Below are 13,209 nucleotides of genomic sequence, written 5' to 3' on the forward strand. Positions count from 1 at the left end.
TTCCTGGTTTGGTGTTATAATGGCCGAAGATAGAATAAAGCCATATTCCTAAAACTTTATTTCACATGGCATAAACATTGCTTTATCTTTTAAGATAAAACTTCTCTCCCAAAAATCTTGAATTTTAATCTATAAGCTCGCTCAGGTAAGCGTAGACTACGAAAATAACTTCTATAATCGAGAAGGATTAAAATTTTATGTCTGTATTTAAAATAAAAAAGCCCCGCATACGTATCGGGATTTTTTTTATATTGGGAATATTTTTTTTGTCTATTCTATCGACACCCTGCGCTAAGGAAGCAGCCGAGTCTGTCAGGATAGGCGTGCTGGCCAAGCGCGGGGCAGACCTGTGTTTGCAAAAATGGGGGCCGACGGCCGGATATCTGACTCAAAAAATACCGGGATATTCTTTTGAAATTGTTACCATGGATTTTGATTCGGTCTATTCAACAGTTCAGCAAGCCAGGGTTGATTTTATTATAGTTAATCCCTCTTTTTACGTTGGACTTGAATTAAAGCATAATGTTAGCCGGATTACCACATTAAAAAACCTGTGGAACGGTAAAATAGCCACAGAATTCGGCGGAGTAATTTTTTGCAGGGCCGACCGCAATGATATCCGGCAAATCGCCGATCTCAAGAACAAAATATTTATGGCGCCCGACAAAAATTCTTTTGGCGCATGGCAAGCCGGCCGGCTGGAGCTGAAAAAGCATGGCATTGATCCTTATCACGATTTTAAGAATTTGCGTTTTGGCGGCACACATGACGCGGTTGTTTACGCTGTGCGCGACGGTAAGGTAGATGCCGGTTCCGTAAGGACAGACGCTCTTGAACGTCTGGCAAAAGAAGGCAAAATCAATCTAAAAAATTTCTTTATAATTAATGAATACAAAGATAAACTTTTTCCCTTTGTTCATTCGACCCCGCTTTATCCTGAATGGCCGTTTGCCAAAGTAAAACATACATCCAACGATCTGGCCGAAAAGGTTGCGGCCGTCCTTTTGAAGATGCCCTCTGACAGCCCTGCTGCAATGGCCGCTAAATGCGCAGGCTGGACAATTCCCAGTAATTACCAGCCGGTGCATCAATGTCTGAAAGCGCTGCGAATCGGCCCATACAAAGATTACGGCAAAATGAGCATCCAGGAAATGTTCCGGCAACACTATTACTGGTTTTTCGGAGTCATAGCAGCCTTTATTGTTCTGTTGTTGATGTTTCGATTTTATCACGATATCAATAAAAAACTTAATGCCGCCCTGGCCGACCGGGAAGAAGAAATAATTAAGCAAAAACAAATTCGGGACGATATGGCGGAAATGAACATTACTTTGGAACAGGCTATTGATCGAGCCAACCGGATGGCCGTAGAGGCCGAGGCCGCCAGTATATCTAAAAGCGAATTTTTGGCCAATATGAGCCATGAAATCAGAACTCCCATGAATGCAGTGCTCGGTTTTTCCGAAATGCTGCTTGATACCGGTCTTGATGAAGAACAGCGTGATTATGTCAGCACCATTCAAAGAAGCGGCGAATCCCTGCTTTCCTTAATTAACGATATTCTTGATTTTTCCAAAATCGAGGCCGGCCATCTCGATTTTGAGGAGATCGACTTTGATCCGGAACTTCTGGCCTATGATGTCTGCGAACTGATCCGCCCCAGGATCGGATCAAAACCGATCGAAATTTTGTGCCGCATCGGGGAAAGCATACCTGCCATTGTAAAAGGAGATCCGACCAGGTTCCGGCAGGTACTGATCAACCTTATGGGCAATGCCCCAAAGTTTACCGAATCCGGCGAAATTGAGTTAGCCCTTGATGTTGAAGAAGAAAATAGTAACCGGATAAAACTTCATGCAGCAATAAGGGATACCGGCATCGGTATTCCCGAAGATAAACTTGAAACCGTTTTTGAGCCATTCAAGCAGGCCGACGGTTCAACCACAAGAAAATATGGCGGCACAGGTCTGGGTCTGGCCATCTGCAAACAGATCTCGGAGCTTATGGACGGAAAGGTCTGGGCGGAAAGCAAAGCAGGCCAGGGTTCTGTTTTTCATTTCAGCGCCTGGCTGCAAAAGTCGGAAGAAAAAGAGCTTAAAAAAATTACGCCGGTATCTCTATCCGGTAAAAAAGCCATTATTGTTGATGACAACCTGACAAATCTGGAGATTTTAGCTCATTCCTTAAAAATGCTCGACCTTGAATCTGTCGCCCTGAATCAAGGCGAAGATGTTCTTCCGGCCTTAAAAAACGCCATTAAAGCAGGTGTTCCTTTCGAGCTTGCCTTTCTGGATATACAGATGCCGGGCATGGACGGCTATGAATTAGCCAAACAGATCCGCAGCGCCGCAGAAATACCTATCAAAGACCTGCCTCTTGTCGCGCTTTCTTCTTTAATGGGACGGGATTCCGGTAAATGCGAAGAGGCCGGATTTAACGGCTTCCTCAGCAAACCGATTCAAAGAAAAAAACTGCATAATATGCTGAAAAAAATCATGGGAGAAAAAGCAGATAAAAACATAAAAGAGAACGCAGCAGAACCCAGGATCGCTACTCAACACACTGTCCGGGAGGAGATGAAACAATCGGCGCGGATACTTCTTGCAGAAGATAACCCGGTTAACCAGAAACTGGCAAACCTGATGCTGAAAAAGGCAGGGTATAAAGTTGAAGTAGCCAATAACGGCAAAGAGGCCTTTGAAAAATATACCGTCGCGCCTGCGAATTTTAACCTGATTTTTATGGATCTCCAGATGCCCGGGATGGATGGAATTGAAGCAACCGGGGCTATTCGGGATTGGGAAGAAACATTTGCGGATCAAAGCCCGGAAGGCATGGAAAAAACGAAACATATTCCGATCATCGCCATGACCGCCAACGCCATGAAAGGCGACCGGGAAATGTGCCTTGAGGCCGGCATGGATGACTATATTGCAAAGCCGATTAAAAGAGAGCTTGTCTTTGATATGATCAAAAAATGGGTGTTGGAAGGTTAGGAACGGGGACGAAATTCAGAAAAAAAGTATATTTTTCTTGACACCTGCACATCAATATGTTCAATCTCTGAACGAATAAATAAAACCTATCTTGTTTTTCAGTTAAGACAATTAAAACAATTTTAACCTTTCCGGATTTATTCTTGTAAAGCTGTTCCCTGAAGCCGGTCAATAATTATTGTGTAACCTGCCGGGCGGAGCTATAGACTTTGGTGCGAAGGCAGAGCCTGTGAATGAGGTAAATACATATGGACCATGAAAACATTTGCACCCTGAAGCTTCTTGAAGAAATTGAAAAAGGTCATGTACCCAGCCAGCGTGAACTGGCAAAAAAACTGAACATATCCCTGGGACTTGTCAATTCATTTATAAAACGTTTGGCCGCCAAGGGTTATTTAAAGCTGAGGACAGTTCCGAAAAATCGAATAAAATATATTCTTACACCAGCCGGAGCTGCCGAAAAAACAAGACTATTTTGTAAATATATTCAATATTCGTTTCGGTTTTATAAAAATGCCCGTAAAATTTTCAAAAAAATATTTTCAGGTTTTGAAGCTGAGGGGAATAGACGTGTAATTTTTTACGGCGCAAGCGATTTTGCGGAAATAGCTTATCTTTCGCTAAAAGAGTCCGGTATTCATTTGGTTACGGTTGCAGATGAGTTGAAAGCAGGAGAAAATTTTTTCGACATAAAGATAGTAGATCCTGTAAATATAGACTCTTTTGTATTTGATAAAATTCTTATAACGGCAATAGAATCAAGAGATACTGCACTGGAAAAAATTTTAATATCAGGTATCTCAAACAGCAAGGTTACTATGCCGGATTATAGATAGTGCCTATCCTTAAATAAAGGTTATTTAAAAAAATACATCTAAAAAATCTCAACATCTCATGCAATCATTTCTTCATAAGGTAAAATTACTAATCAGGAAAAATATTATGAATATTCAAATGCAAAACAACCGAATCTTTCTTGCCATACCCGGCAGGCGACGGCTTTTAATTTTTTTGATTTTCTTTTTCAGCCTGCTTGCTTTACTCTTTTTGAATGAGGGTATCGGCAGGTGCCAGGGATGGTCGGACATAATAATCCGCCTTTTGCCGGACGACTCATTTGCTGTTATAGAGAAAAACAACCAGGCAATAAAAATACGGCATTGCCCCCACCACGACACAAACGGGCGGCTTGATGAAGAGCAGTTGATCTATGTCTTGGGGACTATAGATAGAGAAACATGGATCGACCCGGCTAACAAGGCCATTGCCAGGAAACACCTGGAAAAGCACTATAATAAGTTTATAAAAAAAGTTATCAAAAAAGGACTGGAAAAACCGGTAATTATTAATTCTGACAGCCTCACCGAACTGGTGGCGCTCCCCCAGATCGGTCCTGTACTGGCAGTAAGGATTGTTGAGTACAGAAATACTCATTCCAGCTATCAAGCAATTGAAGATATAAAAAAGGTCGAAGGGATCGGTCAGGGAATATTTGATGCGATAAGATATTATATCAAAACAGATTAATCAGGGGGGCAAGGAAAAATAATCTGATTGTGAGATGCCAAAATGTGAAGTTATTTTTTACCGAGCCCTTAATTAGTGCTTGAACGAAAACTAAAAACAGATACTATTTCGGGTAGTTAAACATTATTCAAGAAACGAAGATTTTCGAAATGCTGTTAGCATTTAGCCGTTAGCTATTAGCTCAAGGAATTATCTGTTTGATTTTAAAAGCTAACAGCTAATGGCTCAAAAACCTCAATTTGAAAAATACCCTTAACCTACCGGAAATATGACAATTTTAGCTTTTAGTTCAGGCGCTAATTAGGCTGATGAGATTACCAGTAAAAGAAAAAAATGCCATTATCGGTAACCGTTCACGGGCAATAATCGTTTATGGTGTTCTTAAAGATATGATCTGCCGAAGCCTGCTGCTTCTTTTGGAATCAAAGGGTTTTATTAAACTGCCTGCCCGAAAATGTACCCCTCCCAACCCTCTTGCAAAGCGAAAAAAAACATCCTGGGTAATAGTCGATAAAACTCCTGTTCATTGTTCTGTCGAAGACCTGTTTCCTATAAAACTTGACCAGGTTCGCAGAACTTCTTTTGAGAAGATATTCAATGGTCTTGTAAGTGAGTACCATTATCTTGGTTATACTCAACCAGTTGGGGAGCATCTCAAATATATTGCATTTTCTCATAATCGCCCTATTGCGTGTTTGGCATGGGGGTCAGCGCCATGGTATATTGGAGCACGAGATCGTTTCATTGGCTGGAGCAAAAAGATTAGAGAGAACAATCTTCATCTAATCGCCAACAATCTCCGTTTTTTGATCCTGCCATGGGTTCAAGTCCCTTGTTTGGCATCATATTTATTGGCATTGAACCGTCATCGCTTGTTACAAGATTGGAAAACTTTATATCATCATCCGGTTTATCTGCTTGAAACCTTTGTTGACACAGAGCGCTACCGCGGTACCTGTTATAAAGCGGATAATTGGATCTGTGTGGGGCAGACAACCGGTCAGGGCAAGCTCAGCAAATCAAAGCAACCACTACTTTCCAAAAAGGCTGTTTATGTTTATCCCTTGACTAAAAACTTTCGCAGGGAGTTATGTCATGACGCATGATGAAGCATTGGCTTTGTATAATGCCGGGCTGAAAGTTACGGTCAAAATCCTGTGTGATTTAAGCAATACTATTGAATTTCAGGAAGAACAGATAAAGGCTTTGGAGGTCAAGGTTGCCAAGCTTTCAAAAAACTCATCCATACATACTAACTGTTTGCCCTGTATGCGATGGGGAAGTTCATATAATTGATGCGCCTCCTCGTATTATCCAACAAATGGAACTGCCGGAGCTGCCGATAATCAAAGAAGAACATCGTTCGTATCCGGTATGGTGCGAGAAATGTCAGCAAATTCATTACATGCCTTTTCCTGCTAATATAGTCAAGGAAGGGCTCTTCAAAGAGCGCTTGACAGCCTTGGTTGCCTATATGAAAAATGTCTGTCATGCATCGTTTTCCACAATCAGAAAATTTATCCGAGACGTCCTTGGAGAAAATGTTTCCCGTGGATATCTGCGAAAAGTAATTGAAAAAGTAAGTCAGTCCCTGGAAGCGCCATACAGTGAATTGCTCAATCGTTTACCTTTCGAGGAAGCAGTAAATGTCGATGAAACCGGCCATAAGGAAAACAAAGACAAGTTTTGGACATGGGTTTTCAAGGCTGAAATGTATGTGCTGTTCAAAATCGACAAGTCCCGTGGATCAAAAATTTTAATTGATGTTTTGGGTAAAGAGTTCAACGGAGTACTGGGTTGTGATTATTTTTCGGCGTATCGCAAGTATATGAAGGATTTTAACGTTACTATACAGTTTTGTATCGCCCACTTGATTCGGGACATCCGGTTTTTAACAACTTTGCCAGATAAAGAAACAAAAGCATATGGCGAAAAACTTCTGGATGAAGTCCGAAATATGTTCAAGGTTATTCATGATCGTGACAATATAATCCCGGAAGACTTCACCAATGCTCTTGAAAAGGCTAAGGCAAGAATTATTACAGCAGCCTTGGAGGATGTTCCGAGTCGACTGAATAAAGACGGTAAAGAAGAAAAACGGGAAGCCAAAAATATGGCCAACCGATTCCGCAAGCATGGTAAAGAATATTTTGAATTTATCACAACTCCCGAAATAGGCCCTACCAACAATGTGGCAGAACAGGCAATCCGATTTATCGTAATAGATCGTTACGTAACTCACGGTACACGCAGTATCAAAGGACGAAAAAGTTGCGAACGGTTATGGACTGTAATTGCAACATGCGCATTACAAGGCCGATCAGCATTCAATTTTATATTGGAAGCAGTTAAGGCGTACTTCAAGAATGATCCCGCCCCATCCCTTATACCTGATACCTCATAGTGAATTTACGATAGGAATCCCTCGGAATCAGTCTATTAAAAAACCTGGAGTTGATTTGACATTCCGCCACTGCGTGATCGACTGGCCACTGATTTCGAATATTCCGTGTATATTTCGCAGAGGACAATCATAGGTGATGCGCTTATTCTTACACTGATCATGAAATGAGAACGAGATTTCCTAAGTAGTGATCAAATGCAAGAATTTCTTTTTTTGTCTCTTTATAATCCAACATCCTCATCAAAGATGAATCGGTAGGCGTAGTAGTATATCCCTAAGATTTTTTCATCCTTGAAGACAGCGATACTATATACCGTTTATTCATAGGCCCAACCATTTCCTGCCATTCCAATATTTGAAGGGGGCATTTATACCCGTGAACGGTTACAATCTTTTCATGTTTCTCTCTATGATCAAGAAGGAGAGAGGCTTCGGTTTAAGGCGCAATTAACGTTCACGAACGACTCGAAGCTCTTCATAAAAGAATATGTTTTTGAAAATAAAGAGAGAAAGTATGCTTATCATTGGACAGATACCTCTGGAAATCTAATCTGTCATTGGGACAATGCAAATCATTGGCCAGGTATTTCGACTTCTCCGCACCACAAACATACTGGAAATAAGGAAAATGCCCTGAATTCCAGGAAGGAAAAATTTTTCTTGACAGAGATGAATATTTGAAAGTAATATTGCAAATAAACTAAATAGCAAACAACGTCCCCTATTATCCCTCTACTATTTAAGGAGATGGAACCATGAAAGGTATGAAAGCAAAGAGGGTAAGATTTAAGATTGGTAGTTTATGGGAAAGTCCGGCACTACATATACTATTAACCGAAGAAAACGATGTGGTTGTTGCCCGCTGTCTGGATTTTACAGTTTCTTCCCACGGTAAAGATGATAAAGATGCTTTAAAAGCATTAGCTGATTCCATAAAGGAATATGTTTTAACCGCGGTAGAACACGATGCTGTTAATACAATTTTTGACCCAGCGCATGGCAAATATTGGAGGATGTATAACGAATTGGAAACCAAACAGTCCTCCAAAAGTCTGGAGATGTCTATAAAAAAATCATTAATGTCTATTCCCAATGATAATCTCCAGCAATCAACTGCCGAAATAAACTATGCCTAAGCCGTTAGAATTAAGGAAAGTAATAAAAGTACTCAAGAGATACAGCGTTGTTTATATGACAGGCAAAGGCAGGCACCCTAAGTTTTATGATTCTGAGACACATAAGACTTACCCCATTAAATCACATGGCAAAAAGACGCTTATTTTGTCATATGCACTTGATGATCTGATAGAAAAATTTGATCTACCTGCAGACGTTTTTGATAGATAACTTTATGCCACGCCAAGCCAGACTTGATGCCCCCGGTGTCCTTCAACATGTAATGGCACGGGGAATTGAACGCAGCAAAATCTTTTGTGATGATAAAGATCGCTCTTCCTTTCTGGAACGACTTGCTGTGATTCTTGAGGAAACACAAACCCAATGTTACGCATGGGCATTGATCCCGAACCACTTTCATCTGCTTTTACGTACTGGCCCGACGCCGCTTAGCACCGTGATGCGTCGACTTATGACCGGATATGCAGTAACATTCAATATTCGTCATCGGCGAAGCGGGCATCTTTTCCAGAATCGTTATAAATCTGTTGTCTGTGAAGAAGACCCTTATCTGCAGGAACTGATTCGTTACATTCATCTCAACCCGCTCAGAGCAAAGCTGGTCAAGGATCTGAAAGAGTTAGACAAGTATCTTTGGACTGGCCATAGCGCTTTGTTGGGGAAAAGAAAAAACCCGCTCATCCCAAAACAAGCAGATCAACCAAATAGAAAATCCGTAATCCCCAATCCGAAATCCGAAATGAGTTTGGCCGAGAGGACAATTCAGGACGTTCTTCGATATTTCGGCGAAAGCTTTAAGGTTGCTCGCAGAAGGTACCGCCAGTTTGTTAAGAATGGAATAGATCAAGGAAAATGCCCTGAATTCCAGGGAGGTGGCCTGGTCAGGAGTGCCGGTGGAGAAAAAGCAGGCCTTCTCGGACGAAGGAAGGAAGAACGCGAAAAGGGAGACCAGCGAATTTTGGGTAGTGGTGATTTTGTGGGTGATGTTTTAAGGAAAGCTGGAGAACAGCTTGAAAGTATGACGAAAAAAAGGATGTCCCTGGATGAGATAATAGCCATTGTGGCTAATTCAACAGAAACATCCATCGAAGATTTAAAATCCACTGGTCGAAAGAGAAAGCTTGCCCATGCTCGTGCGGTGATAGCTTATGTAGCGATCAGGAATTTGGGATATATGGGTATTGAGGTGGCTGAAGCTTTATCGTTGAGTCCCTCGACAGTCAGTCAAAATGTCGAGAAAGGAAAAATTTTTCTTGACAGAGATGAAGATTTGAAAGTAATATTGCAAATAAACTAAATAGCAAACAACGTCCCCTATTCCGTCCCTATGTATGGTGTCCCCTGAATTCCGCAAAAGGAGCAATCAATATGCAGGCCATGAAAAGAATTGTTAAAAGTGATACAGCCGAGATAACAATAAAAATACCCGAAGAATTCAAAGGCAAAGAAATAGAAATTATTATTTTGCCTCTTGAAAGCACTAAAAATATTTTTACTAAAGTTAGCAAAAAAGAAAGATTGAGAGGACTATTTTCCGTTTCTAAAGGGGTGTTACCTGCTGATTATAAATTTGACAGGGAAGAAGCTCATGAAAGATGAAATTTTTATAGATTCAAACATCTTAATTTACTCTGTTTCACAAAATCTGTCAAAATGTCAGACATCAAGAGAACTATTGTTGAAGCATGTTGACAGGATAACAGTAAGCTCTCAAGTGATCAATGAGTTTATAAATGTATGTATTAAGAAAAGCATATTGGATTTAAGTGATACATTTGAAAAATCAAATGAATTTATGGAGATTTTCAGATTTGCTGTAATTACAAAGAGTGACATAAGGTTGTCAATGGATATTAAAAAGAGATATAAATTTTCCTATTGGGACAGTCTCATTATAGCATCAGCTTTGGAAAACAATTGTTCAATTCTCTATTCGGAAGACATGCAACATAGCCAGGTTATAGAAAATAATTTGAAGATTATAAATCCTTTTGAAATGGGTTGAAAGGGCGCTGGGTATGGGCTTGGGGTGACAAAGGATGATGGGGTGGTTGAACAGAATCGGGGGCTTTTTTTGAGTCTGCGAGTCAAAGAGTCATGAGTCGTTGTGACTCTTAGAATCCCGACTCTCCGACTCCCGACTCTAAGGAGATACATGAATGTTCAGAGACAAAACACTTCTTATAACGGGTGGTACCGGTACCTTTGGTAATGCTGTTTTACAGGCATTTCTTGATACAGGCATAAAAGAAATCCGTATTTTTTCCCGTGATGAAAAAAAGCAGGATGACACGCGCAAGGAACATGCTGATTCAAAGTTGAAATTTTATATCGGCAATGTCCGTGATTCAAGCAGCCTGCGGGATGCAATGACCGGAGTTGATTTTATGTTCCATGCAGCAAGCTTTGAAGCAGGTGCCGTCTTGTGAGTTTTTTCATTTGACTTATCAGGGGATGGCGGGTAGTCTGTATGCAATTAATACAATTACATACAGAACGTAAGGACGAGGTGAACATTATGGCTAAGACCGTAACTACGCGTTTAGCCGATGGGTATGTTAAAAAAATCGATGAAATGGCCGCGCGAAAAGGTATTGACCGTTCGGCCTTATTGCGATCCTTTTTTCTCGGTGCCTTAAAAGAACATACTATACGTGATTCTCTGGAAGACTATAAGGCCGGCGCAACAACCCTCTGGGAGGCAGCTCAGCGCTGTAATCTGTCGCTCTGGGAAATGATTCGGGAAGTAAAACGCGCTCACATTCATACTTCCTATGACTTGAAAGAATTCGAAAAGGACTTGAGGGCGCTCAATGGATAGGGTCGTTTCCAACGCCACGCCACTCATATATTTAGCCAAGGCAAATCAACTGAGCCTTCTCCAGGGTATGGTCAAGCAGGTATTTATCCCTGAAGCTGTCTACCGGGAAGTAGTCATTGAAGGCAAGCGTCTGGGAGAAAAAGATGCTTATAGTGTTGAAAGAGCTATCAAACAAGGGTGGATGGTAGTTCAAGGTATCAAGATTATCTATCCTGTTGAGATCATAATCCATCCTGGCGAGGCAGAAGTTATCTCTCTGGCCAAAGAAAAAGGGATTGAAGTAGTGCTCATTGATGACGCCAAGGGCAGAGCTGCTTCTGAACTGGCAGACCTCAGACCTGTCGGCACTCTGTGGTTGATCTTGAAGGCTGTCAAAAATCACTTACTTAACTTTGATCAATTTTTGTCTACCCTTGAGGATATTGTTAAGTCTGGATTTTATCTCAAAGAAGAAGTTTATCTAAAAGCTGTTCGCAAGGCCAGGGACTTATCCGGCAATTAAAACAACCCCCGGTACCATACAGAATCGGAAGCTTTTTTTTAAATTCGGGGGACACCATACCTATTTATTGTTGACTATAAATTGCAATTATCCTCTGAAAGACTATGGCAAAAATAGTAAGAGTGGTACCGGGGATGCCACATCATATCACTCAAAAAGGGGAAAGACGGTTACAAACCTTTTTTTCTGATCAGGATTATATTGCCTATATCGATTTGATGAATGAATGAATGGTGCGATACCCGTGGAGTAGAAATATGGTCCTACTGCCTGATTTCTAATGCATTGGACATGGAGCCGTGCTTTAGCTCATACTAAGGATTGGGCTCGATTTTTGTCGGAAAGTATTACAGCAAAAATACGGAGTCGATTGCAAAAACATGAGAGAACCGGTCGGCCAGCCGGCCGAATATCCCATTTATTGAAAAATTGGAAAAATCGTTGGGTGTGACGCTAAAACCTAAAAAACCGGGATGAAAACCGAAGAAATAGGTATGGTGTCCCCTGAATTCCCTGTAGGGCTTGGGGCTTGGCAAAAAAATAACCAATGACAGCAAAGCAATTGACTAATAACAACGGAGCAAATGACCATGCTAAACAAATCCCAGTATGAAAAGCGTATCTTAGGTGAAATACGATCATTGCCGGAAGAAGCCCTTCCTAAAATAGTTCGACTACTTTCATTGATCAGAGAGGAATTTGTAGCCCCGGAATCAAGATTTCCATTAGGCGAGGAAGACATAAGCCATGAGAAAACAAAAAAGTTGCTTTCTACTTCTAAAGGCAATTGGGCAGTGGATGTTATTGCGGACAGGGAAGACAGGATATGAAAGCTACTTATTTTTGTGACACTTCAGCGATTATAAAATTGTACCATGCCGAGATTGGCACAGAATATGCGGAATCTATTTTCAGTGATAAGCAATGTATACTTATTATTTCCGAATTAACACTTGTAGAATTTGATTCTTCTGTATCGAAGAAAGTCAGGACTGGCGATATAACAGAGTCTGCAAAAAATGAGGCAATAAAAAATTTTAAAAAGGATTGCCAAGATAGATTTCTCGTTAATCCCTTAAATTCAAGGATAATAAGAAGCGCCAGAAAGCTTATCAACAAGCATGGAAACAATCTTTCCATTAGAACACTCGACGCGTTACAATTGGGATCATGTCTCGTTGAAGAACAGGAAGGTCTGCATTTTGTGTGTGCCGACTCGCGCTTAAACAAGATTTGCAAATTAGAAGGCGTATCCACTATTAACCCGGAAACAATTGACAGGCGAAGCCCAATTGACCAATGATTGCAAATTTCAACAATTAAATTCGGGGGACGCCATACTATTTATTGTTGACTATAAATTGCAATTATCCTCTGAAAGGCTATGGCAAAAATAGTAAGAGTGGCACCGGGGATGCCACATCATATCACTCAAAGAGGAAACAGACGGTTACAAACCTTTTTTTCTGGTCAGGATTATATTGCCTATATCGATTTGATGAATGAATGGTGCGATGCCCGTGGAGTAGAAATATGGTCCTACTGCCTGATGCCTAATGCATTGGACATGGAGCCGTGCTTTAGCTCATACTAATGCTGGCAAAGATAAGCTTGCGAAAACACAATTTTTAATTCAATTGGTAGATAAGGATTGGGCTCGATTTTTATCGGAAAGTATTACAGCAAAAATACGGAGTCGATTGCAAAAACATGCGCGAACCGGTCGGCCAGCCGGGAATATCCCATTTATTGAAAAATTGGAAAAATCGTTGGGTGTGACGCTAAAACCTAAAAAACCGGGACGAAAACCGAAGAAATAGGT

At 40.9% G+C, this 13,209-nt stretch carries 15 protein-coding genes and 1 pseudogene; all 16 read left to right on the plus strand.

Annotated features, from left to right (window positions below):
• Positions 1-197: 197 nt before the first annotated feature.
• The 16 genes and pseudogenes from BuS5_RS11575 (at position 198) to BuS5_RS11645 (ending at position 13,207) form a co-directional block, all read left to right on the plus strand.
• Positions 198-2,996: a response regulator gene (locus BuS5_RS11575; RefSeq protein ID WP_051374938.1), complete on the plus strand. Its 2,799-nt coding sequence runs from the start codon at positions 198-200 to the stop codon at positions 2,994-2,996.
• A gap of 248 nt (positions 2,997-3,244) precedes the next feature.
• On the plus strand, positions 3,245-3,832 hold the full coding sequence (locus BuS5_RS11580; protein WP_051374939.1) for a winged helix-turn-helix transcriptional regulator: 588 nt from the start codon (positions 3,245-3,247) through the stop codon (positions 3,830-3,832).
• Positions 3,833-3,938: 106 nt separating this feature from the next.
• Positions 3,939-4,523 (plus strand): ComEA family DNA-binding protein, encoded by a 585-nt coding sequence (locus BuS5_RS11585; RefSeq protein WP_035265774.1) that lies wholly within the window; start codon positions 3,939-3,941, stop codon positions 4,521-4,523.
• Between the two features lie 308 nt (positions 4,524-4,831).
• Positions 4,832-5,629: a DUF4338 domain-containing protein gene (locus BuS5_RS11590; RefSeq protein ID WP_274427675.1), complete on the plus strand. Its 798-nt coding sequence runs from the start codon at positions 4,832-4,834 to the stop codon at positions 5,627-5,629.
• Positions 5,619-6,927, plus strand: a pseudogene (gene tnpC, locus BuS5_RS11595) (IS66 family transposase). Before BuS5_RS11590 ends, tnpC begins: the two are co-directional and overlap by 11 nt.
• A 366-nt stretch (positions 6,928-7,293) precedes the next feature.
• Positions 7,294-7,608, plus strand: a complete 315-nt coding sequence (locus BuS5_RS20475) for a toxin-antitoxin system TumE family protein (RefSeq protein ID WP_443112710.1) — start codon at positions 7,294-7,296, stop codon at positions 7,606-7,608.
• A gap of 74 nt (positions 7,609-7,682) precedes the next feature.
• Entirely contained in the window at positions 7,683-8,063 is a 381-nt protein-coding gene (locus BuS5_RS11600) for a hypothetical protein (RefSeq protein ID WP_027354576.1), read from the plus strand.
• Between the two features lie 200 nt (positions 8,064-8,263).
• A complete protein-coding gene (locus BuS5_RS11605; protein ID WP_051375024.1) occupies positions 8,264-9,361 on the plus strand; it encodes a transposase in 1,098 nt (365 codons plus the stop codon).
• A 71-nt stretch (positions 9,362-9,432) separates the two neighbouring features.
• Positions 9,433-9,663 (plus strand): hypothetical protein, encoded by a 231-nt coding sequence (locus BuS5_RS11610; RefSeq protein ID WP_027354573.1) that lies wholly within the window; start codon positions 9,433-9,435, stop codon positions 9,661-9,663.
• Positions 9,653-10,069: a PIN domain-containing protein gene (locus tag BuS5_RS11615; protein ID WP_027354572.1), complete on the plus strand. Its 417-nt coding sequence runs from the start codon at positions 9,653-9,655 to the stop codon at positions 10,067-10,069. Before BuS5_RS11610 ends, BuS5_RS11615 begins: the two co-directional genes overlap by 11 nt.
• A 154-nt stretch (positions 10,070-10,223) precedes the next feature.
• Positions 10,224-10,493, plus strand: coding sequence for a polysaccharide biosynthesis protein (locus BuS5_RS11620; RefSeq protein WP_027354571.1), 270 nt, complete (start codon positions 10,224-10,226; stop codon positions 10,491-10,493).
• A gap of 89 nt (positions 10,494-10,582) precedes the next feature.
• On the plus strand, positions 10,583-10,885 hold the full coding sequence (locus BuS5_RS11625; protein ID WP_027354570.1) for a UPF0175 family protein: 303 nt from the start codon (positions 10,583-10,585) through the stop codon (positions 10,883-10,885).
• Entirely contained in the window at positions 10,878-11,387 is a 510-nt protein-coding gene (locus tag BuS5_RS11630; RefSeq protein WP_027354569.1) for a DUF3368 domain-containing protein, read from the plus strand. Before BuS5_RS11625 ends, BuS5_RS11630 begins: the two co-directional genes overlap by 8 nt.
• Before the next feature lie 590 nt (positions 11,388-11,977).
• On the plus strand, positions 11,978-12,217 hold the full coding sequence (locus BuS5_RS11635; RefSeq protein WP_027354568.1) for a hypothetical protein: 240 nt from the start codon (positions 11,978-11,980) through the stop codon (positions 12,215-12,217).
• Positions 12,214-12,690, plus strand: a complete 477-nt coding sequence (locus BuS5_RS11640) for a type II toxin-antitoxin system VapC family toxin (RefSeq protein WP_027354567.1) — start codon at positions 12,214-12,216, stop codon at positions 12,688-12,690. The genes BuS5_RS11635 and BuS5_RS11640 overlap by 4 nt, the downstream gene beginning before the upstream one ends.
• A gap of 253 nt (positions 12,691-12,943) precedes the next feature.
• Positions 12,944-13,207: a hypothetical protein gene (locus BuS5_RS11645; RefSeq protein ID WP_274427677.1), complete on the plus strand. Its 264-nt coding sequence runs from the start codon at positions 12,944-12,946 to the stop codon at positions 13,205-13,207.
• Positions 13,208-13,209 lie beyond the last annotated feature (2 nt).

Source organism: Desulfosarcina sp. BuS5 (assembly GCF_028752835.1).
Classification (GTDB): domain Bacteria; phylum Desulfobacterota; class Desulfobacteria; order Desulfobacterales; family BuS5; genus BuS5.